Source organism: Pseudomonas sp. PME37.24/006 (assembly GCF_055556635.1).
The window spans coordinates 896,127-916,186 of the sequence record NZ_JBVHNL010000002.1; the positions used below are offsets into that span (position 1 = coordinate 896,127).

21 protein-coding genes are annotated in these 20,060 nt (G+C 62.9%); 4 read left to right on the plus strand and 17 right to left on the minus strand.

What is annotated here, in order from left to right; translation table 11 throughout:
- Positions 1-47: 47 nt before the first annotated feature.
- From ACZ3GY_RS09735 to ACZ3GY_RS09745, 3 genes are all read right to left on the minus strand, one after another.
- Positions 48-1,247, minus strand: coding sequence for a patatin-like phospholipase family protein (locus ACZ3GY_RS09735; RefSeq protein WP_465909848.1), 1,200 nt, complete (start codon positions 1,245-1,247; stop codon positions 48-50).
- Positions 1,248-1,271: 24 nt separating this feature from the next.
- Positions 1,272-2,192: a lipid A biosynthesis lauroyl acyltransferase gene (locus ACZ3GY_RS09740; protein WP_463564430.1), complete on the minus strand. Its 921-nt coding sequence runs from the start codon at positions 2,190-2,192 to the stop codon at positions 1,272-1,274.
- A 70-nt stretch (positions 2,193-2,262) separates the two neighbouring features.
- A complete protein-coding gene (locus ACZ3GY_RS09745; RefSeq protein ID WP_465909849.1) occupies positions 2,263-2,544 on the minus strand; it encodes a DUF2218 domain-containing protein in 282 nt (93 codons plus the stop codon).
- Between the two features lie 182 nt (positions 2,545-2,726).
- Here ACZ3GY_RS09745 and ACZ3GY_RS09750 point away from each other — a divergent pair, with 182 nt between their 5' ends.
- Together ACZ3GY_RS09750 and ACZ3GY_RS09755 are read left to right on the plus strand one after the other, a co-directional pair.
- Complete coding sequence (locus ACZ3GY_RS09750) at positions 2,727-3,908, plus strand: acetyl-CoA C-acetyltransferase (protein ID WP_465909850.1); 1,182 nt, start codon at positions 2,727-2,729, stop codon at positions 3,906-3,908.
- Between the two features lie 83 nt (positions 3,909-3,991).
- Entirely contained in the window at positions 3,992-4,285 is a 294-nt protein-coding gene (locus ACZ3GY_RS09755) for a hypothetical protein (protein WP_042552702.1), read from the plus strand.
- Between the two features lie 33 nt (positions 4,286-4,318).
- On the opposite strand, the gene ACZ3GY_RS09760 is transcribed toward ACZ3GY_RS09755, so the two are convergent.
- Positions 4,319-4,924: a TetR/AcrR family transcriptional regulator gene (locus tag ACZ3GY_RS09760; protein ID WP_465909851.1), complete on the minus strand. Its 606-nt coding sequence runs from the start codon at positions 4,922-4,924 to the stop codon at positions 4,319-4,321.
- A 111-nt stretch (positions 4,925-5,035) separates the two neighbouring features.
- Between ACZ3GY_RS09760 and ACZ3GY_RS09765 the strand changes: the two genes are divergently transcribed.
- Together ACZ3GY_RS09765 and bdcA are read left to right on the plus strand one after the other, a co-directional pair.
- Positions 5,036-6,238, plus strand: coding sequence for an MFS transporter (locus ACZ3GY_RS09765; RefSeq protein WP_465909852.1), 1,203 nt, complete (start codon positions 5,036-5,038; stop codon positions 6,236-6,238).
- Between the two features lie 33 nt (positions 6,239-6,271).
- Entirely contained in the window at positions 6,272-6,985 is a 714-nt protein-coding gene (gene bdcA / locus ACZ3GY_RS09770) for an SDR family oxidoreductase (protein ID WP_465909853.1), read from the plus strand.
- Positions 6,986-7,028: 43 nt separating this feature from the next.
- On the opposite strand, the gene ACZ3GY_RS09775 is transcribed toward bdcA, so the two are convergent.
- The 13 genes from ACZ3GY_RS09775 to ACZ3GY_RS09835 form a co-directional block, all read right to left on the minus strand.
- A complete protein-coding gene (locus ACZ3GY_RS09775; protein ID WP_179537733.1) occupies positions 7,029-7,460 on the minus strand; it encodes a YkvA family protein in 432 nt (143 codons plus the stop codon).
- A 344-nt stretch (positions 7,461-7,804) separates the two neighbouring features.
- The gene (gene bamJ, locus ACZ3GY_RS09780) at positions 7,805-8,542 is read right to left on the minus strand and encodes a BamJ family beta-barrel-assembly machinery protein (RefSeq protein ID WP_225831404.1); all 738 of its coding nucleotides are present in this window, start codon (positions 8,540-8,542) and stop codon (positions 7,805-7,807) included.
- 262 nt (positions 8,543-8,804) lie between these two features.
- Positions 8,805-9,707 carry a hydroxymethylglutaryl-CoA lyase gene (locus tag ACZ3GY_RS09785; RefSeq protein WP_465909855.1) on the minus strand — a complete coding sequence of 301 codons (903 nt, stop codon included), beginning with the start codon at positions 9,705-9,707 and terminating at the stop codon, positions 8,805-8,807.
- A complete protein-coding gene (locus tag ACZ3GY_RS09790; protein WP_465909856.1) occupies positions 9,704-11,611 on the minus strand; it encodes an acetyl/propionyl/methylcrotonyl-CoA carboxylase subunit alpha in 1,908 nt (635 codons plus the stop codon). The genes ACZ3GY_RS09785 and ACZ3GY_RS09790 overlap by 4 nt, the downstream gene beginning before the upstream one ends.
- Complete coding sequence (locus ACZ3GY_RS09795) at positions 11,608-12,405, minus strand: gamma-carboxygeranoyl-CoA hydratase (RefSeq protein ID WP_465909857.1); 798 nt, start codon at positions 12,403-12,405, stop codon at positions 11,608-11,610. Before ACZ3GY_RS09795 ends, ACZ3GY_RS09790 begins: the two co-directional genes overlap by 4 nt.
- 19 nt (positions 12,406-12,424) lie before the next feature.
- Positions 12,425-14,032, minus strand: coding sequence for a carboxyl transferase domain-containing protein (locus tag ACZ3GY_RS09800; protein ID WP_465909858.1), 1,608 nt, complete (start codon positions 14,030-14,032; stop codon positions 12,425-12,427).
- A 33-nt stretch (positions 14,033-14,065) separates the two neighbouring features.
- A complete protein-coding gene (locus ACZ3GY_RS09805) occupies positions 14,066-15,244 on the minus strand; it encodes an isovaleryl-CoA dehydrogenase (protein WP_465910028.1) in 1,179 nt (392 codons plus the stop codon).
- Between the two features lie 206 nt (positions 15,245-15,450).
- Positions 15,451-15,837 (minus strand): MerR family transcriptional regulator, encoded by a 387-nt coding sequence (locus ACZ3GY_RS09810; RefSeq protein WP_465909859.1) that lies wholly within the window; start codon positions 15,835-15,837, stop codon positions 15,451-15,453.
- Between the two features lie 139 nt (positions 15,838-15,976).
- On the minus strand, positions 15,977-16,414 hold the full coding sequence (locus ACZ3GY_RS09815) for a phosphotransferase system, HPr-related protein (protein ID WP_465909860.1): 438 nt from the start codon (positions 16,412-16,414) through the stop codon (positions 15,977-15,979).
- 83 nt (positions 16,415-16,497) lie between these two features.
- Positions 16,498-16,824 carry a thioredoxin family protein gene (locus tag ACZ3GY_RS09820; RefSeq protein WP_465909861.1) on the minus strand — a complete coding sequence of 109 codons (327 nt, stop codon included), beginning with the start codon at positions 16,822-16,824 and terminating at the stop codon, positions 16,498-16,500.
- A 71-nt stretch (positions 16,825-16,895) separates the two neighbouring features.
- Positions 16,896-17,207 (minus strand): DUF2892 domain-containing protein, encoded by a 312-nt coding sequence (locus ACZ3GY_RS09825; RefSeq protein ID WP_465909862.1) that lies wholly within the window; start codon positions 17,205-17,207, stop codon positions 16,896-16,898.
- Between the two features lie 88 nt (positions 17,208-17,295).
- A complete protein-coding gene (locus ACZ3GY_RS09830; protein ID WP_465909863.1) occupies positions 17,296-18,459 on the minus strand; it encodes an acetyltransferase domain-containing protein in 1,164 nt (387 codons plus the stop codon).
- A 172-nt stretch (positions 18,460-18,631) separates the two neighbouring features.
- Positions 18,632-19,936: a CitMHS family transporter gene (locus ACZ3GY_RS09835; protein WP_225831386.1), complete on the minus strand. Its 1,305-nt coding sequence runs from the start codon at positions 19,934-19,936 to the stop codon at positions 18,632-18,634.
- Positions 19,937-20,060: the final 124 nt, after the last annotated feature.

Here is a 20,060-nt window from a genome sequence, read left to right on the forward strand (position 1 = left end):
GACACTTGGGATTTTGCGCCCCGGATTACGCCTTCGGCTAATCCAGGCTACGAGGTGGAAACCGCCTGCTCCCCTTCGGGTAGCAAGCCCAAAAAGGCTTGGAGCTCGGCCTTCTTGGCCATGGCGTCCTGGTAGCCCAGTTCGATCAGTTCGCTGCAGTAGCCGGGCTCGAACAGCAGGTAGCTCAACACTCCGCCACCGCCGTCGCGGGTCGCGCCGGGGCCGCGCAGGAACAGGCGCAACGCGGCAGGCATTTCGCGGCGATGGCGGGCGGCGATCACGTCCAGTGGCTGGCTGGGGGAAATCACCAGCACCTCGACCGGCGTCAGGCCATAGGCACGGCTGCGCTGCTCGGCGGGCACCAGCCGACCCAGCTGGTTGAGGCGGCCCAGCAGCTCGACATCGCTCTCGACGTTATCGATGAAAGTGCTGTTGAGCATGTGCCCGGCGATCTGCGCCAAGCTGGGCATGCTGCCGGCCGGCCGTGGAGCTGCGGCGCCGGCGCTGTTCTGATCGCCCACCGGATTACCGCTCACTCCCACCACCAGCACCCGGGTGGCGCCAAGGTGCAGTGCCGGGCTGATCGGTGCCATCTGCCGCACGGCGCCATCGCCGAAATATTCGCGGTTGATCTTCACGGGCTCGAAGATCAGCGGAATGGCGGTACTGGCCAGCAGATGGGGCAGCGCCAGACGGGTCGGTACGCCGACACGACGATGGCGAAACCAGGGATCGATGGCCGCCCGCCCCTGATAGAAGGTCACCGCCTGGGCCGACTCGTAACCAAAGGCCGTGACTGCCACCGCACGCAACTGGCGATGACGTATCGCGGCAGCGATGCCGGAGAAGTCCAGTTCGCGTTCGAGCAACCCGGCCAGCGGCGAACTGTCGAGCAGCGCCACCGGCACCTGCTTGCCGAGGCCAAGCATGCTGTGGCCGACGAAACGACTGGCTTGGCGAAGCACGCCGGGCCAGTCGCTGCGATACACCTGATCGGTGTGAAAGCTGCGCCATACGGTGCTTAGTCGGCGCACCGCTTCGCGGAAATGCAGAGCACCGCAGGCCAGGCTGACCGCATTGATGGCACCAGCCGAGGTGCCGACGATGACCGGAAACGGATTGCCTGACGAATCAGGCAGCAGATCGGCAATCGCCGACAGCACGCCCACCTGATAGGCCGCACGGGCGCCACCGCCGGAAAGGATGAGGCCAGTGGTGGACGGTTCGCTGCGGGCATCCTGCGTCATCGGGTCGATTCCAATTCGAGGTTGTCAGTAGAGCTTGGGCTCGCCTGGTGGACGGGTCTTGAACCGGCGGTGCGCCCACAAATACTGCGTAGGACAGGTGGCGATGGCCTCCTCGACCCAGGCGTTGACGCGCAGGCAATCGGCTTCCTCGGTCTCGCCGGGAAAGTCCGCGAGCGGCGGGTGAATGGTCAGGCGATAGCCCTGGCCGTCCGGCAGACGCTGCTGGGTGAACGGCAGCACGATGGCGCGGCCCAGGCGGGCGAACTTGGTGGTCGCCGTGACCGTCGCGGCCTGCACGCCGAACAGCGGCGCGAACAGGCTCTGCTTGGGGCCGTAATCCTGATCCGGCGCGTACCAGATCGCCCGGCCGCCACGCAGCACCTTGATCATGGCGCGCACGTCTTCACGCTCGATGGCGGTGGCATCCAGATTGTGACGCTCGCGCCCGCGCCGCTGCACGAAGTCGAACAGCGGATTGCGATGCTCGCGGTACATGCCGTCGATGGTGTGCACCTGGCCGAGCAACGCGGCGCCGATCTCCAGGGTGGTGAAATGTATCGCCATGAGGATCACGCCCTGCCCTTGGGCCTGGGCCTGCTGCAGGTGTTCGATGCCTTCGATGTGCGCCAGCCGCGCGAGCTTCTCCCGCGGCCACCACCAGCTCATGGCCATCTCGAAAAAGGCGATACCGGTGGAGGCGAAATTTTCCTTCAGCAGTCGCTCGCGCTCGGCGGCGGACATCTGTGGAAAGCACAGTTGCAGGTTACGCGTGGCGATACGCCGCCGGGAACCGGCCACCCGGTACATCAACCAGCCCAGGCCACGGCCCAGACGCAGCAAGGCGCCATAGGGCAGTTGCACGATCAGCCATAACAGCCCAAGCCCCAGCCACAACGGCCAGAAGCGTGGGTGAAGGAAGGAGCGACGAAATACGGGACGATCCATTGACGATCCTGGACAGCGTTCAAAGCCGCTTAGTCTAACAGCTCGCTCGGCGATGGTGCCCCACTGCCATTCAACGCCGCCAGCTGATCTGCAGCGTTTCTCCGGCGACCATGCGCTGCATGTGATCGGCCACCACGGGCTCCAGCTGCTCCAGCGTGGCCGCGTCCGGCGCCTCGATGAACACGTCCAAACCGCCCTCCACTACCGTCAGGGTGCAACGCGCCGGGTCGAAGAAGATCTCGCCACGGGTCTCGTCGAAGCTCACCTGAAACTTGTGGCTCCAGTGCCGGCACAAGCGGGTCACGCAACGCACGGCATGTTCGGTGGTAACCGTCGCACGGGATTCGGGCATGGCAAAACTCCATCGGTAGGCTGTTGACGAGGCCAGGAATCTATCACGCCGCCTTGCGGCCAGGCATACAGCATTGCTGATCTATCCGATCGAAAATCCTGGACTTGCATGCCGCTCGACCCGGCGTCAGGATCGTAGCCAGCCAATAACAATATCCGCCCCATCACGGTCAGGAGAACCCCATGCAAGATGTCGTCATCGTCGCCGCCACTCGCACCGCCATCGGCAGTTTCCAGGGGGCGCTGGCGGATGTTCCCGCTACCGAACTGGGCGCGGCGGTGATCCGTCGCCTGCTCGAGCAGACCGGCCTGGATGGCAATCAGGTCGATGAAGTGATCCTCGGCCACGTGCTTACCGCTGGTGCCGGGCAGAACACCGCTCGCCAGGCGGCCATCGCTGCCGGCCTGCCCCATGCCGTGCCGGCCCTGACGCTCAACAAGGTCTGCGGCTCCGGCCTCAAGGCGCTACATCTCGGTGCCCAGGCGATTCGCTGCGGCGACGCCGAGGTGATCATCGCCGGTGGCATGGAAAACATGAGCCTGGCGCCCTATGTACTGCCCAAGGCGCGCACCGGTCTGCGCATGGGCCATGGGCAACTGATCGACAGCATGATCAGCGACGGCCTGTGGGATGCCTTCAACGATTACCACATGGGCATCACCGCCGAGAACCTGGTGGACGCGTACGCCATCAGCCGTGAGGCCCAGGATGCCTTCGCGGCAGCCTCCCAGCAGAAAGCCGTGGCGGCCATCGAGTCCGGGCGTTTCGCCGACGAGATCACGCCGATCCTGATTCCCCAGCGCAAAGGCGATCCCGTCACTTTCGCCACCGACGAGCAGCCCCGCGCGGGCACCACGGCAGAAACCCTGGCCAAGCTGAAACCGGCCTTCAAGAAAGACGGCAGCGTCACTGCCGGCAACGCCTCGAGCCTCAATGACGGCGCAGCTGCGGTGCTGCTGATGAGCGCGAGCAAAGCGCAGAGTCTGGGCCTGCCGGTGCTGGCACAGATCAAGGCGTACGCCAACGCCGGCGTCGACCCGGCGATCATGGGCATCGGCCCGGTATCGGCCACCCGCCGTAGCCTGGACAAGGCCGGCTGGTCCTTCGATCAGCTCGACCTGATCGAGGCCAACGAAGCCTTTGCTGCCCAGGCGCTTTCGGTGGGGAAAGAACTCGGCTGGGATGCCAGCAAGGTCAACGTCAATGGCGGTGCCATCGCCCTCGGCCACCCGATTGGCGCCTCCGGTTGCCGCGTGCTGGTTACCCTGCTGCACGAGATGCTCAAGCGTGACGCCAAAAAAGGTCTGGCCACCCTGTGCATCGGCGGTGGCCAGGGCGTGGCACTGCTGCTCGAGCGGGATTGAACGGCGAGGCCCGTCTTCTGCCGGGCCTGCCATTTCGGGGCCAGTTCGCGATACGATCAGGCCCCATCCCGACGAATCTGCCCATGAACGATTTCCCGACCCTCCACTATCTGTTCGCCGAATGCCGCAAAACCTGCCCGCAGCGCCCGGAAGTCACGGCCATCGTGCTTTTCGCCCTGCTCTGCGAGGATGACGACGTGGTGTACCTGGAAATTCGCTATACCGACTACGCCAGCGGCCAGTCCGAAGGTGACCACCTCTGGCTGTCATTGGAGGAGGCAATGGACTCCGCTCTGGAGGATCACGGCATTGCCGAGGATGACTGGCGAGCACTGTCGACCCGGGAGATCGCCCGCATAGACCGCACCATCGAGTAACGGGTAGGGCTCACAGCCCAACGGTGGTCGACGCTAGCGTCGGCAGCCGTCCCACAGTTTCATGATCTGACCGACCGCGGCATCCAGCGCCGCATGTTCGATGCCGTCGCGGGCCAGGGTGGACAGCCCCAGCAGAAAGCTGTCGAACGCCGACGTCAATGCCTGTACATCGGTATCGCCAGCCAGCTCGCCATCGGCAATTGCCCGCTCGATACAGGCACGTATTCCCTTGCGCGTGCGATCGCGAACTTCGCTCAGCACCGTCGTCCCCTGCTCCGGCGTGCATACCCCGATCACCCCCAGGGCCACCATGCAGCCTCGCGGATGCCCCGTCTCGCATTGCATGCTGGCCGAGCGGCGCAGCGTCAGCTCGACGGCATCGCGTGCCGACAGATCGCTGTCGAAGAGACTCTCGGTAACCCGCCCGTGAGTGCCCATGTACCGCTCAACCACCTCATCGAACAGCGCCTCCTTGGAACCGAAGGCTGCATAGAAACTGGGTGCTGAGATACCACCACCGATCCCGGCCTTGAGCTGGCTCAGGGATGTAGCCTGATAGCCATGCTCCCAGAAAAGGTGCATCGCCTGAACGATTGCCGCATCGCGGTCGAATGTGCGTGGGCGCCCCATCTGTGCCATGTCCCGTCCTCCTGCCTGATGACATAAATACTAGTCGATACAAAAGTCGTTGACCATGGATCTCCATCGCCTTACATTTATACCGATCGATACATATATGAGAAGCAGCCCATGACCGATTCCCCAAAAAACGATTCGCTTCCCGTTTCAGCGCTACTGGCGCTGGCGATGACGGGCTTCATCTGCATCCTCACCGAAACCCTGCCGGCTGGCCTGCTCCCAGAAATCAGCGCCGGGCTCGGTGTTTCGCCCGCACTGGCAGGACAACTGGTCACCCTCTATGCACTGGGTTCGCTGCTGGCCGCGATCCCACTGACCATCGCCACCCAGGGCTGGCGGCGGCGCAATGTATTGCTGCTGTCGATCATCGGCTTTCTAGTGTTCAACTCGATCACCGCCTGGTCATCGGACTATGTACTGACACTGGTCGCGCGCTTCTTCGCCGGCATGGCCGCGGGGCTGGCCTGGAGCCTGATCACCGGCTACGCCCGGCGCATGGTCGCTCCGCACCAACAGGGCCGAGCCCTGGCGCTGGCCATGGTGGGGACGCCTATCGCCCTTTCCCTCGGCGTGCCGATCGGCACCTGGCTCGGCGGCCTGGTGGGCTGGCGCACCGCCTTCGGGCTGATGTCGCTGCTCAGCATCGGGCTGATCGTCTGGGTGCTCGTCAAGGTGCCGGACTACCCTGGGCAATCGCGAACCCAGCGCATTGCCCTGCGTTCGGTACTGCTGACGCCCGGTGTGCGACCCGTTCTCGCCGTGGTGCTGACCTGGATGCTCGCCCACAACATGCTCTACACCTACATCGCCCCCTTCGTCGCCCCTGCCGGGCTGGGCAGCCAGATCGACGTCGTCCTGCTGACCTTCGGCGTAGCCGCCCTGGCGGGTATCTGGATTACCGGCCGACTGGTCGACCGCCATCTGCGCCAGGCAGTACTCACCAGCCTTGCCACCTTCGCCCTGGTGGCCCTGTTGTTCGGCCTGTACGCCGAATCGGTCGCTGTGCTGTACGTCGGTGTGTTCGTCTGGGGGCTGACCTTCGGGGGGGCGGCCACCCTGCTGCAAACGGCACTGGCCGACGCCGCCGGCCCTGGGGCCGACGTGGCGATGTCGATGAACGTGGTGATCTGGAACAGCGCCATCGCCGGTGCGGGGCTGACCGGCGGCGTACTGCTCGGCCAGTTCGGCGTCGGCTCCTTCCCGTGGGTGATGCTGGCCCTTCTGCTGATCGCTCTATGGATCGCCTCGGCGGCCAGCCGCCACGGTTTCCCGTCCGGGCAACGGCGTAGCGACGCGGTCGTCGCCGGACACTGATCATCCACCTTTGCCAATCAGGAGATAACCATCATGTCCCATTCAGATCGCAAATCCGTTCTGGTCCTCGGCGGCAGCCGCGGTATCGGTGCCGCCATCGTGCGCCGCTTCGCCAGCGATGGCGCGCAGGTAACCTTCACTTACGCCAACTCGGCGGCACCGGCACAGCAGCTGGCAGAAGAAACGAGTAGCCGCGCCGTGCAAGTGGACAGCGCTAATCGTGCCACCCTGACTACTCTGATCGACAGCCTCGGCGCCATCGACGTGCTGGTGGTCAACGCCGGCGTGTTCGTCGCGGGCGACCCGCTGGAGCTGGATGCCGATACCATCGACCAGCTCTTCACCATCAATATCAACGCGCCCTACCATGCAGCGGTCAGTGCGGCGCGGCAGATGCCATCCGGCGGCCGGATCATCTTGATCGGCTCGAACATCGCCTACCGCGCAGCGATGCCGGGCATGGCCGCCTATGGCGCCAGCAAGGCCGCATTGAGTGGCATGGTCAAGGGACTGGCAAGGGATTTCGGCGCGCGTGACATCACCGTCAACGTCGTGCAGCCAGGCCCGACCGATACCGAGATGAACCCGGCCGACGGCCCGCTGAACGAACTGATGCACAGCTTCATGGCGATCAAGCGACACGCCCGTAGCGATGAGATCGCCAGCATGGTGGCCTGGCTGGCGGGAGCCGAAGCCGGGCTAGTGACGGGAACGGCGCTGACCATCGACGGTGGTTTCGCGGCCTGACGGTCACTAACGCCACTCAGCGCAAATTCGGGTGACTGCCCGCTCAGGTCACCCGCTCGGCTACCGGCAGTTTGGCGATGGCGTCGCGGGTTTCGCGATCCTGGGCATCGCGCCAGGTGCGGAAGGCGTCCAGCTCGCTGCCCCAGGTTTTCATGACCCAGGCGAGCACGGCCAGGTCGTCCACCAGGCCCAGGCCGGGAATGAAGTCTGGGATGGCGTCCAGCGGCGACACGAAGTACAGCAAGCCGGCCACGATGGCGAGCAGCGCCTGCGGGTTGATCGCCCGATAGCTGCCCCGCCACCAGGCCACACATAACTCCTGCAGCAGGCTCAGATCGCCCCTCAAAGAAGACAGGCTGCGGCCTCCTCCACTGCTTTTACGGGTCACTGCCAGTAGCAATGCCGGCAAGCGACCGCGCTTCAGGAAACGCTGTGCGATGGGCAGGTAACGGGCAAAATTCCACGGTGCTTTCATGACCACTCCTCGTCAGCCCGCGTGTTCGCTGGGCTGTCTGTGGTTATCCACCATAGCTGTGGATAACCTTGTGAACAGTTATGGGATTAGCTTACCAAACGCCCTTGCCATGCGGCCTCGCCACAGATCGGACATTTTTTATCCAGCGGATAAAATCCTGTTAAATCAATTAGTTAAAAAAATCAAAAGATTTCGTAAAAAACCTGACCAAGTAAATAAGAACCTTTGTCGCAGTGTGCATAACCGTAACGCAGTGGTTGCATTCAGCGCGCTTTGCGGCTAGGCAAAAGCCCCAGAAACGACAACGCCCCGTAGAACGGGGCGTTGCTTTGAACAGGCTGAGCTTACTGAGCGGGAGCAGCCTCAGGTGCAGCTTGTTCCTGAGCAGCCTGATCCTTGATGGCGATCAGCTCCAGGTCGAACACCAGTACCGAGTTGGCCGGAATGGCCGGGCTCGGGCTCTGGGCGCCATAGGCGAGTTCGGACGGGATGTACAGTTTGTACTTCTCGCCGACGTGCATCAGTTGCAGGCCTTCGACCCAACCCGGAATCACGCCGCCAACCGGCAGGTCGATCGGAGTGCCACGCTCGACGGAGCTGTCGAACACGGTGCCGTCGGTGAGCTTGCCTTCGTAGTGAACGGTGACCACGTCATCAGCCTTGGGCTGAGCGCCGTCGGCCTTCTTGACCACTTCGTACTGCAGACCCGAAGCGGTGGTGGTGACGCCGTCACGCTTACCGTTCTCTTCGAGGAATTTCTTGCCGGCCTGGGCCGCTTCCTCGTTCATTTTGGTCATGCGCTCTTCGGCACGCTTTTGCAGGGCGGCGAAGGCTTCAACCAGCTCTTCGTCTTTCAGGCGCTGCTCTTTCTTGCCAATGGCGTCCTCGATGCCTTGAGCAACAGCATTGGGATCCAGATCATCCATGCCTTCCTGAGCCAGGCTTTTGCCCATGTTCAGGCCAATGCCGTAGGAAGCCTTCTGAGCCGGGCTTTCCAGTTTGACTTCGCTGGTTTGCGAATCACAACCGGCGAGCACCAGGCCCACCAGGGCGATCGCTGCTGCCAAACGATGCTGTTTCATGCTGATTCCTTGTTCGCTACGCCCTAGGGCAATCGAGTAAAAGCGCGAGCTTAGGGGGTGTGGGTATAGCAACGCAAGCCGCGTTGCTGTGAATTTATCCAGGCAGATCACGCATGCGTTGCGGGAAATGGCGAGATGAAGCAGAAAGCTGACCGGATCGTTCAGTTCGCCGCGCCGATTTGCCAAGGCAGCGGTGTAACTGACTAGCCGGTATGAGTTTTTTTCCAGGGGGAAGTTCACTGCCAGACCGAGCAAATTGGCATCATCGACTGCTTGCGTATGCCCTCGCCACCCGTGAAGCGGAGTCGCGCCCCAATACCTTGCTGATACGCAGCCCGGCATCGATCAAACGCGGCAGATCGACGCCGGTTTCGATGCCCAGGCCCTGCAGCAGATAGAGCACATCCTCGCTGGCGACGTTGCCGGTCGCACCCTTGGCATAAGGGCAGCCGCCCAGGCCGGCGACCGAGCTGTCGAACACCGCAACGCCCTCCAGCAGGCTGGCGTAGATATTGGCCAGCGCCTGGCCGTAGGTATCGTGAAAGTGCCCGGCCAGTTGCTCCCGTAGCACGTCACGAGCTACCACCTCGATCAATTGCCGTACGCCGCCAGCAGTGCCGACGCCAATGGTGTCGCCCAGGGAGATTTCATGGCAGCCCATGGCCTGCAGTTCCCGCGAGACAGCGGCGACCTGATGGGCCGAGATGGCGCCGTCATAGGGACAGCCCAGCACGCACGACACGTAGCCGCGCACGCGGATGCCGTGCTGCTGGGCCATGTCCATCACCGGCTGAAAGCGCAACAGGCTCTCGGCAATCGAGCAGTTGATGTTGCGCTGCGAGAAGGATTCCGACGCCGCTGCGAACACAGCGACTTCTCTCACCCCAGCCTCGATTGCCGCTTCCAGCCCTTTCAAGTTTGGGGTCAACGCCGCGTAGGTAATACCGGGCCGCTGATCGATGCCGGCGAATACCTCAGCACTGCCGGCCATCTGCGGCACCCATTTGGGTGACACGAAACTGCCGACTTCTATATAACGGAGCCCGGCAGCACTCAGGTCGTCGACCAGGCGCACCTTGTCAGCCACGCTGATCGGCTGCTTCTCGTTCTGCAGGCCATCCCGCGGGCCCACTTCCACCAGGCGTACGTGGCTGGGCAGGCTCATAGCTGCGCCTCCAGTTCGACCAGTACCGCGCCCTCGCCAATCAAATCGCCCTCGGCGCAATGGATTGCCTTGATCGTGCCCGCCTCGGGCGCCCGAATGCTGTGTTCCATCTTCATGGCCTCCAGCACCACCAGTGCAGCGCCGGCCTCGACCTGCTGACCCAGCTCGACCAACACGCGAACGATGCTGCCGTTCATGGGCGCGGTGAGCCCACCTTGATGTGCGTTGCCCACCACGGCAGCGGCAATCGGGTCGAAGCGACGCACCGCCAGCCATTCCACGCCCCAGCGCAGGTAAAGCGTGTCGCCTTGGCGCACAACTTGTGAATGGCGTGTCGCGCTGGCGGGACGCGCCTGGAGCACCAGGCTACGGCTTACATCGCCGCACACCAGAGTCATATGCACCTCGGCCGGCAAACCGCTGCGCCAGGCACTGCGCGCCGCCCAGGGCGAATGCGGATCGTCCACCCGCTGCCGCTCGGCATCGGTGGCCAGGAAGGCCGCGCCAGCCTGCTGCCAGAATGCTTCCGGCAGCTCTTTATTTGGCGGCAGTAATTGCGCCTGGTGACGCTCGATAAAGCCGGTATCCAGCTCCGCGGCAGCGAACGCAGGGTTGGCCAGGATGCGCTGCAGGAATGCCAGGTTGGTCTTGAAACCACCGACCACGGTTTCCCCCAGCATGGCCAGGAGGCGCTGGCGGGCCTCTTCACGGTTCTCGCCCCAGGCGATCAGCTTCGCCAGCATCGGGTCGTAGAATGGTGACACTTCATCGCCCTGCTCCACCCCGCTGTCGACCCGACGCCCTGGCCCGGCTGCCGGCTCGCGGTACAGGTCGAGATGCCCACTGGCCGGCAGAAAGCCACCCTCGGGATCTTCGGCGTACAGCCGCACTTCGATGGCATGGCCGATAAGGGGCACCTGATCCTGGCGAATCGGCAGCGGCTCACCACGCGCCACACGGATCTGCCAGGCCACCAGATCGAGACCGGTGATCGCTTCGGTCACCGGGTGCTCGACCTGCAGGCGAGTGTTCATCTCCATGAAGAAAAATTCGCCCCGCGCATCGAGGAGAAACTCCACGGTACCAGCGCCGACATAGCCGATAGCCTGAGCCGCGCGCACGGCGGACTCGCCCATGGCCCGCCTCAGTTCCGGAGACAGGCCTGGTGCAGGGGCTTCTTCGACCACTTTCTGATGACGTCGCTGGATCGAGCAGTCGCGCTCGTTGAGGTACAGGCAGTTGCCGTGCTGATCAGCGAATACCTGGATCTCCACATGGCGCGGCTGCAGCACGTATTTCTCCACCAGCATGCGCCCATCACCGAATGCCGACTGCGCTTCACGCTGCGCCGACGCCAACGCCTCGGCCAGCTGGCTTTCGCCCTCGACCACTTTCATGCCCTTGCCACCACCGCCAGCCGTGGCCTTGAGCAGCACCGGATAACCGATCTGCTCGGCGGCCTTGCGAAAGGTTTCAACATCCTGAGCGGCGCCGTGATAACCCGGCACCAGCGGCACGCCGGCTTCTTCCATCAACGCCTTGGCCGCGGACTTGCTGCCCATGGCATCGATGGCGCTGGCCGGCGGGCCTAGAAAGATCAAACCGGCTGCTTCGAGCTTACGGGCAAAGGTGGCGTTCTCGGACAGGAAGCCGTAACCGGGATGAACGGCCTGCGCGCCGCTGGCCTGCGCAGCTTCGATGATCCTGTCCATCAACAGGTAGCTTTCGCTCGGTTTGGCGCCGCCGAGATCGATGGCGAGATCCGCCTCGCGCACGTGCCGGGCGCTGTGGTCGATGGCGCTGTGAACCGCCACCGTGGTTAGCCCGAGGGCTTTGGCGGTGCGCATCACCCGGCAAGCGATCTCGCCGCGGTTGGCGATCAGAAGCGTGTCGATGGTTTTCATGGCTGGGCCTGCCAGGCGGGTGGGCGTTTCTGCAGAAAGGCGTTGAGGCCTTCCTGCCCTTCTTCACTGACGCGAATGCCGGCGATCACGCTCTCGGTACGCTGGCGCAGAGCGTCACTGAGCACACCGCTGCCGACGCCGTGCAACAGCGCCTTGCTCTCGCGCATCGCCTGCGGGCTGTTGAGCAGCAGGTTGGCGATCCATTGTTCGACCTCGCCCTCCAGCTCGGCGGCGGGATAACACTCAGCGAGCAGGCCCAGCTCCCGCGCTCGCTCACCACTGAAGCGCTCGGCACTGAGCGCGTAGCGTCGAGTGGCGCGCTCGCCGATGGCCTGCACCACGTAGGGACTGATCACCGCGGGAACCAGGCCGATGCGCACCTCGGAAAGGCTGAACGATGCCTCGCTGGCACCGATGGCGATGTCGCAGCAGGCCGTCAGCCCGAGCGCACCGCCGAATGCGGCGCCCTGCACCACGGCCAGCGTCGGGCACGGCAAGTGGTAGAGCAGGCTCATCAACTCGCCGAGCTGGTGGGCGTCTCGCAGGTTGCTGGCGTAGTCGAGCTGTGCTGAAGCCTGCATCCAGGCCAGATCGGCGCCGGCGGAGAAATGCCGCCCCTGGCCACGCAGGATGAGAAACCGCAGGCTGTCGTCAGCCGCTACCTGGCGCAGTGCCTGGATCAGCTCCTCGATCATCTTGGCATTGAAGGCGTTGTGCTTGTCCGGGCGGTTCAGCCACAGGGTGGCGACCCCACGCGGGTCGGTGTGCAATTCAATGCTGCTGAAATCGGTCATCGGTCTGTCCTCGGCCAGGCTACATGCGGAACACGCCGAAACGTGTCGGCTCGATGGGCGCGTTTAGGCTGGCGGAAATCGCCAGCGCCAGCACTTCGCGGGTCTGCGCCGGGTCGATCACACCGTCATCCCACAGCCGCGCACTGGAGTAAAAGGCGTGGGCCTGGCGCTCGTATTGCTCGACGATAGGCTGCTTGAGGCGCTGTTCGTCCTCGGCGGAAAACACCTGGCCGGCGCGCTGCGCCTGCTCATGCTTGACCTGCACCAGCACCCCTGCAGCCTGCTGCGCGCCCATCACGCCGATCCGTGCGTTGGGCCACATCCACAGAAAACGCGGGTCATAGGCACGGCCACACATGCCGTAGTTGCCGGCGCCGAAGCTGCCGCCGATGATCACCGTGAACTTGGGCACCCGGGCGCAGGCCACCGCAGTGACCAGCTTGGCGCCATGTTTGGCGATGCCGCCCTCTTCGTATTTCTTGCCGACCATGAAGCCGGTGATGTTCTGCAGGAACAGCAGCGGGATGCCGCGCTGGCAGGCCAATTCAATGAAGTGCGCACCTTTCTGCGCAGCTTCGGCGAAGAGGATGCCGTTGTTGGCCAGGATGGCGATGGGATAGCCGTTGAGGTGGGCGAAACCACAGACCAGGGTGGTACCGAACAGCGCCTTGAATTCGTCGAGCTGCGAGTCATCGACGATCCGCGCGATCACTTCTCGTACATCGAAAGGTTGTTTGGGGTCGGCGGGAATGATGCCGTACAGCTCATCGGCGGCGTAGCGCGGCGCGATGGGCTGCCGCGCCTGAACTTCACCGAGCTTGCGCCAGTTGAGGTTGGCGATGCAGCGGCGCGCCAGGGCCAGCGCGTGCGGGTCGTTTTCCGCATAGTGGTCGGCCACGCCACTGGTCTTGCAGTGTACGTCGGCGCCACCGAGTTCCTCGGCGCTGACCACTTCACCGGTGGCTGCCTTCACCAGAGGCGGGCCGGCGAGAAAGATGGTCGCCTGTTCGCGCACCATGATGGTCTCGTCGCTCATCGCCGGCACGTAGGCGCCACCTGCGGTGCACGAGCCCATCACCACGGCGATCTGGGCGATGCCCTGGGCGCTCATGTTGGCCTGGTTGAAGAAAATGCGGCCGAAGTGCTCGCGATCAGGAAACACCTCGTCCTGACGCGGCAGGTTGGCGCCACCGGAATCCACCAGGTAGATACACGGCAGGCGGTTCTGGCTGGCGATGGCCTGGGCGCGCAGATGCTTCTTCACGGTCAGCGGGTAGTAACTGCCGCCCTTCACCGTGGCGTCGTTGGCGATAATCATGCATTCGACACCTTCGACACGGCCAATTCCGGCGATCACCCCCGCGGCGGCGACGTCTTCGTCATACACCTGGTAGGCGGCTAGCTGACCGATTTCCAGAAACGGCGAGCCTGGATCGAGCAGCCAGTCGATGCGCTCGCGCGGCAGCAGTTTGCCGCGCGAGCGGTGTCGCTCCTGCGCTTTTGCACCTCCGCCTTCGCGAGTGCGGGCGAGCAAGCCGTGCAGCTCATCGACCTGAGCCAGCATCGCCTCACGGTTGGCGGCGTACTCGGGGGAACGGGTGTTCAGTTTTGTACACACAATGGCCATTACATTGGCTCCGACTGGCAGCGTGGGCTTCGATCACGCCGTTTCGTTGAACAGCTCGCGACCAATCAGCATGCGGCGAATTTCACTGGTGCCGGCGCCGATCTCGTAGAGTTTGGCGTCGCGCCACAGGCGCCCGACCGGATACTCGTTGATGTAGCCATTGCCGCCGAGAATCTGGATCGCCTCACCGGCCAGCCAGGTGGCTTTTTCCGCTGCATAGAGGATGACCCCGGCGCAGTCCTTGCGTACCTGGCGCACATGGCCGCTGCCCAGGGCGTCGAGCTGCCGGCCGACCGCGTAGAGGTAGGCGCGACAGGCCTGCTGGGTGGTGTACATGTCAGCCAGCTTGCCCTGAATCAGCTGGAACTCGCCGATGCTTTGGCCGAATTGCTTGCGGTCGTGGATGTAGGGCACCACCACGTCCATCGCCGCCTGCATCAGCCCCAGCGGGCCGCCAGAGAGCACAGCACGTTCGTAATCCAGACCGCTCATCAGCACCCTGGCGCCTTCGCCGACGCCGCCGAGCACGTTTTCCTCGGCCACCTCGACATCCTGAAACACCAGCTCACCGGTGTGCGAACCGCGCATGCCGAGCTTGTCGAGCTTCTGCGCGACGCTGAAACCTGGCGCGCCCTTCTCGACGATGAAGGCGGTCATGCCCTTGGCGCCAGCGCTTGAGTCAGTCTTTGCATAGACCACCAGCACATCGCAATCCGGGCCGTTGGTGATCCACATCTTGGTGCCGTTGAGCACGTAGCGGTCGCCCTTTCGATCGGCGCGCATCTTCATCGACACCACGTCGGAACCGGCATTGGGCTCGCTCATGGCCAGTGCCCCGATGTGTTCACCGCTGATCAGCTTCGGCAGGAAGCGGCGCTTCTGGGCCTCGCTGCCATTGCGGTTGATCTGGTTCACGCACAGGTTGGAATGGGCCCCATAGGACAAGCCGATACCGCCCGCCGCTCGGGAGATTTCCTCCATGGCGATCATGTGCGCCAGGTAGCCCATGCCGGCGCCACCGTATTCCTCGCTGACGGTCAGGCCGAGCAGGCCCATGTCGCCGAACTTGCGCCACAGGTCCATCGGGAACTGGTCACTGCGATCAGCTTCGGCAGCCCGTGGGGCGATTTCCTTGGCGGCGAAACCGGCGACCGCGTCGCGAAGCATGTCGATTTCCTCGCCGAGGAAGAAATTCATACCTGGCAGAGTGATGCTCATGTAACGACTCTCCATTGTTGTAGTTGTTGGATGCGTTAAACGATTGGCAAACGAGCCTGAGAGCCTTTTCACGATCTAGCGAGCTAGAGTTATACAAGGCAAAAACAAGCGAGGAAGCGGAGTTTACGAGCTGTAAATGAGCATTCCGAGCTTGTTTTTAACGCAGTAGAACCGACGCGCAGCAGATCGTGGAACGACTCTCAAGAGGCGGCGGATATCTCCTGCATGGCAGTCATACAACGCTGTTCGGCGGTATCCAGCTCACGCTGCATCTGCTGGATGTCAAGCAACTGGCGGGCGAGATGCTCGCGGCGCTCGGCGATCTTTTCCAGAAAGTGATCGAGCTGCTTGCGATTGCCGCCAGCCGGGTCATAGAGGTCGATCAATTCCTTGCACTCGGCGAGGGAAAAACCGATGCGCTTGCCGCGCAGGATCAGCATCAGCGTCACTCGGTCACGGGCGCTGTAGATACGCTCCTGCCCCTTGCGCTCGGGCGCGAGCATGCCCTGCTCCTCGTAGAAACGAATGGTGCGGGTGGTGACGCCGAGTTCGTGGGCCAGCTCGGAAATGCTGTAGGAATGACTCATGGTACGAGCGACCTGCCTGAATTACCTTTACGTAAACGTAAGCCCGCAACTACACAGCTGTCAAATTGGCGAGAGGGTCACAACGGGAATTTAGTGGCGGGGGTGCATGGCCATTGCGGCCATGCACGTCAACATGGCATCAGAATTTCGGCTCATCATCCCAAGGCTGGCCGTCTAGCGGGTGTTTCTTGGCCAGTTCGGCTTCATCGAGGCCCGAGCCGCCGCCGATATCGCCTTCACTGACGATGCTCAGGTCGCGGTCAGCGGGCTCGTCGTCACCACGTTCCCGCGGCGAGTGTGCGCCAGTATCGTCGATCAGGTTCTCGGGGCTCAGGTCGTCGAGGCTGACACCGTCTTCGTGGCGACCTTCTTTCAGGGTTTCACCACCGCTCTGCCCCGCGTCGCGCACGCGCTCATCCGGATATTCGTGCTGCACCTCGTCTGCTGGACGACGGTCGCCGATGCGCCCTTCGCGCACATCCTTACTGTCGCTGAAATCCAACTGCTCGATCGAGCCCATGCGATCCTCGGTGTCATCAATCTCCCGAGGTGTGGCTGGCTGCTTGGGTGTGCTCATGACGTTCTCCAGTATGGGTCTGTTCGGTTGACTCGACCCATACCGGGAAAATTCAGGAAAAGTGACGGGATGCGATGTGCAGCTCAGCCCTCACCCACCAACTGCTCCAGGGCTTCTTCCAGCGGGCTGACGTTGGTAGGGCGAACCAGTCGGGTGACCTCGACACCGTCACGCAGGAATACCAGGGTCGGCCACAGCTTGACCTTGAAGGCGCGCCCCAGAGGTCGGCCGCTGCCGTCCTCGATCTTCAGATGAGTGACCTCGGGATAATCCGGCATTACCTTGGCCAGCAAAGGCTGCGCCGCCTGGCAATGGCTGCACCAGTCGGTACCGAATTCGATGAGGGTCATACCAGGCTTCGCCTGAACTTCAGCGGCTGTCGGCGCCGTGCTGCTGTATTCGCTGCTCATGTTGTCATCTCCACTAATGAGCCAAACGCAACCGGCCCGCGCATGGCGGGCCGATTCGTGTTCTCAGCGTATCAGACGCCGTCAGTGACTTTCTTGACGACGGGCTTTACCCGCTCAGCGATTTCGCTTTCCAGCCGGGTGACGGTTTCTGCGATGCGATCCACGTCGGGGCGCATGGAGCGGGCGTCTTCCACGAAACCTTTGAGTCGGCAATGGCCGCTCAGGCCACGGGCGACCAGCAAGCCGCCGAACGCTGCGCGAGCAAGGCCAAATACACCGCCGCGCTTCAGGCCGCCACGGGCCATGGCGATACCACTGCCGATGGAAAGCGCACGTTCCCAACCCTGCACGTTACTACCGCCTTGCTTATCGAATGTGGACATATCGCTAGCTCCAGTCTGTCTGTGATTCACAACGGACAGGCCCGAAGCAGCTGATGTTCGACCACTCCGACAAGCGGATGAGCGGCATTCAGAGATAACGCAGCCAGGTCAGGTCACGACGACGGGCCTTGAGTGCCGCAAACCAGCGCACCGGCGGGAACAGCACCACGGCGAGCAGAATCGAGCAGAGCCATACCGGGCCGATCGAGTCGAAGCCAAAGTAGTCGCCCTGATTGGTGCCCCAGATAGCCACGGCAGCCAGATACATTATTTTCAGCACATAGAGGTGCAGCAGGTAAAAGAACATCGGCGCACCACCGTACACGGTCAGCGCCTTGAGCCAGCGGTTGCCCTGAGCACGCTCGAACGCGAGCAACAGCAGCAGACCCAAGCCCAGGGTCAGCGTAAGGAAGGCCAGCGACGGCGGATACTTGGTGATGTTGAGGATACTCATCAGGGTTTCCAGCCAGTTGCTGCCCATCACCCAGCTCTTCTCGCCGTAGCCGTTGCCTGCACGAACCACGACGAACACCAGCAGCGAACCGAGCCCCCAGCCAAGCAGCAGGGCCTGACGACTTGCGGCGTCCGCAGCGCGACCGAACCACGAGCCGGCGGCATAACCCAGGGCAATCACGCCAATCCACGGCAGCAGCGGATAGGAGGTGCGCAGACGCAGATCGTCGGACACCTGCAGCCAGCCGCGATCATGCAGGATGGCCCATGGCACGTGCATCGCCGAGTCGGCCGCGAAGTGCAGGCCATCGAGCAGGTTGTGGCCACAGACCAGCACCAGCCCCAACACGATCAGAACGCCGCGCGGCAGCCAGACCAGCAGCGACAGCGCCAGCATGCTTAGGCCGATGGCCCAGATCACCTGCAGGTAGATCACCGTTGGCGGCACCTGGAAGGTCCAGGCGAAGTTCACCAAGGTGAATTCGAGCACGACCAGAAACAGCCCACGCTTGAACAGAAAGGCACTGACAGCAGCCCGGCCATTGGCCTTCTCGCCATACAGGAATGCCGACAGGCCGGTCAGGAAGATGAATACCGGCGCGCACAGGTGAGCCAGGGTGCGACTGAAGAACAGCGACGGTTCAGTGCTGCTCACATCCATGGGGTCGAGTACCTGACGGTGCAGGAAAAACGTTTCTCGCACATGGTCGAGCAGCATGAACAGAATGACTAGCCCGCGCAGGGCGTCGATGGAGGTAAGGCGTGAGGTAACGGGATTGGCGATTGCGGCAGTGGTCATAGCATATCCAGAACAGAAAGCCGGGCAGACAGAGGGTCTACCCGGCACAGCGAATGGTTATGATATAACAAAACTTAATTACCGGCCCAGCCCCACTGTTGATACGAGCATTACTCCTCCCCCATCAGCGGCAGGCCACCGGGAACAGCCGTGCCTGCGCGCCTTCAGGTACTCAGACCAGAAATGAAATGGCTCCCGTGAGTACCGCCACCAGGGTGATTGCCAGCGACAGCAGGACGGCCCACTTCACCGTGGCTTTCTGAAAGTCGCCGATGTCCTTGTCCACCATGCCGACCAGCAACAGAGTCGAAGCCACCAGGGGGCTCATCAGGTGAACCGGCTGCCCCAGAATCGAAGCGCGGGCGATTTCCACCGGGTCGATGCCATAGGCTGCTGCAGCTTTGGCGAGAATGGGCACCACGCCGAAATAGTAGGCATCGTTCGACAGCACGAACGTCAGCGGCATGCTGGTGACTGCCACCACCAGCGGGAACAGATGGCCCCACGACGGCGGGATCATGTTGACGATGCTTTGCGCCAGGGCGTCGACCATCTTGGTACCCGAGAAGATGCCTGCGAACACCCCTGCCGCAAAGACCAGCAGCACCACCGTCATGGCATTTCCGGAATGGGAGAGGATGCGTTCCTTCTGAATGTCGAGCTGTGGGTAATTGATCATCAGAGCGACCACGAAACCGATCAGGAACAGCACGGCAGCGTGAGCGATGCCCATCACCAGCGCCGTCATCACGGCGATCACCAGAAACAGATTCACCCACACGAAACGCGGACGCTTGTAGGGCTGGTCGCCGAGGATTTCCTCGATATAGCAGTTGCCGCCGCCGGTCTGCAGTTCGGTATTGCCGATGCGGCTGCGCTCCTTGCGGCCAAGCACGTAGGCGATCAGCACCACGAAGGCAGCACCGGCCACCATGGTCGGCAACAGCGGGATGAAGTATTCGGATGCATCGAGCCCCAGCGCGGCGATGGCGCGGGTCGCAGGCCCGCCCCAGGGCGTCATGCCACTCATGATGCTCAGCGACAGCATCGAAACCGTGGCGAGCACCATGGGGTTCATCCCGATACGGCGGTACAGCGGCAACATCGCCGCGCAGGTGATCATGTAGGTGGTGGTGCCATCGCCGTCCAGCGCAACGGTCAGGGACAGCAGCGCAGTCCCTACGGCGATCTTCACGGGATCACCGTTGACTTTGCGCAGGATCTTGCGAATCAGCGGATCGAACAGCCCGGTGTCGATCATCAGCCCGAAGAACAGGATCGCGAACAGCAGCAATGCCGCCGAGGGCGCGACCATCTTCAGGCCGTCGAGAATCATCTTGCCGGTCGAATCGCCAAAGCCTGCAGCAACGGCGAAAACGATCGGTATGAAGGTGAGCGCCACGATGGGCGACATGCGCTTCGACATGATCATGTAGGTGAACACGACCACCATCGCCAACCCGAGTAAAGCGAGCATAGAGTTCTCTCTTTTTGTTTTTGGAGACGAGCATCTCGTGGCGATCCGGCACAACCGGATTTGCCCAAGTTACATGCTTCGTTTGCTGCTGTGATGGCTCTCTCCGTAGAACCCTTTGCCAGGA

Excerpts from the sequence above, each read along its gene's own strand:
- bdcA (WP_465909853.1), top strand. The coding sequence starts at position 6,272 with ATGTCCCATTCAGATCGCAAATCCGTTCTGGTCCTCGGCGGCAGCCGC.
- ACZ3GY_RS09740 (WP_463564430.1), bottom strand. The coding sequence starts at position 2,192 with ATGGATCGTCCCGTATTTCGTCGCTCCTTCCTTCACCCACGCTTCTGG.
- ACZ3GY_RS09750 (WP_465909850.1), top strand. The coding sequence starts at position 2,727 with ATGCAAGATGTCGTCATCGTCGCCGCCACTCGCACCGCCATCGGCAGT.
- ACZ3GY_RS09795 (WP_465909857.1), bottom strand. The coding sequence starts at position 12,405 with ATGACCGATTTCAGCAGCATTGAATTGCACACCGACCCGCGTGGGGTC.
- ACZ3GY_RS09755 (WP_042552702.1), top strand. The coding sequence starts at position 3,992 with ATGAACGATTTCCCGACCCTCCACTATCTGTTCGCCGAATGCCGCAAA.
- ACZ3GY_RS09775 (WP_179537733.1), bottom strand. The coding sequence starts at position 7,460 with ATGAAAGCACCGTGGAATTTTGCCCGTTACCTGCCCATCGCACAGCGT.
- ACZ3GY_RS09810 (WP_465909859.1), bottom strand. The coding sequence starts at position 15,837 with ATGAGTCATTCCTACAGCATTTCCGAGCTGGCCCACGAACTCGGCGTC.
- ACZ3GY_RS09835 (WP_225831386.1), bottom strand. The coding sequence starts at position 19,936 with ATGCTCGCTTTACTCGGGTTGGCGATGGTGGTCGTGTTCACCTACATG.
- ACZ3GY_RS09765 (WP_465909852.1), top strand. The coding sequence starts at position 5,036 with ATGACCGATTCCCCAAAAAACGATTCGCTTCCCGTTTCAGCGCTACTG.
- ACZ3GY_RS09815 (WP_465909860.1), bottom strand. The coding sequence starts at position 16,414 with ATGAGCACACCCAAGCAGCCAGCCACACCTCGGGAGATTGATGACACC.
- ACZ3GY_RS09785 (WP_465909855.1), bottom strand. The coding sequence starts at position 9,707 with ATGAGCCTGCCCAGCCACGTACGCCTGGTGGAAGTGGGCCCGCGGGAT.
- ACZ3GY_RS09825 (WP_465909862.1), bottom strand. The coding sequence starts at position 17,207 with ATGTCCACATTCGATAAGCAAGGCGGTAGTAACGTGCAGGGTTGGGAA.
- ACZ3GY_RS09735 (WP_465909848.1), bottom strand. The coding sequence starts at position 1,247 with ATGACGCAGGATGCCCGCAGCGAACCGTCCACCACTGGCCTCATCCTT.
- ACZ3GY_RS09800 (WP_465909858.1), bottom strand. The coding sequence starts at position 14,032 with ATGGCCATTGTGTGTACAAAACTGAACACCCGTTCCCCCGAGTACGCC.
- ACZ3GY_RS09820 (WP_465909861.1), bottom strand. The coding sequence starts at position 16,824 with ATGAGCAGCGAATACAGCAGCACGGCGCCGACAGCCGCTGAAGTTCAG.
- bamJ (WP_225831404.1), bottom strand. The coding sequence starts at position 8,542 with ATGAAACAGCATCGTTTGGCAGCAGCGATCGCCCTGGTGGGCCTGGTG.
- ACZ3GY_RS09745 (WP_465909849.1), bottom strand. The coding sequence starts at position 2,544 with ATGCCCGAATCCCGTGCGACGGTTACCACCGAACATGCCGTGCGTTGC.
- ACZ3GY_RS09830 (WP_465909863.1), bottom strand. The coding sequence starts at position 18,459 with ATGACCACTGCCGCAATCGCCAATCCCGTTACCTCACGCCTTACCTCC.
- ACZ3GY_RS09760 (WP_465909851.1), bottom strand. The coding sequence starts at position 4,924 with ATGGCACAGATGGGGCGCCCACGCACATTCGACCGCGATGCGGCAATC.
- ACZ3GY_RS09790 (WP_465909856.1), bottom strand. The coding sequence starts at position 11,611 with ATGAAAACCATCGACACGCTTCTGATCGCCAACCGCGGCGAGATCGCT.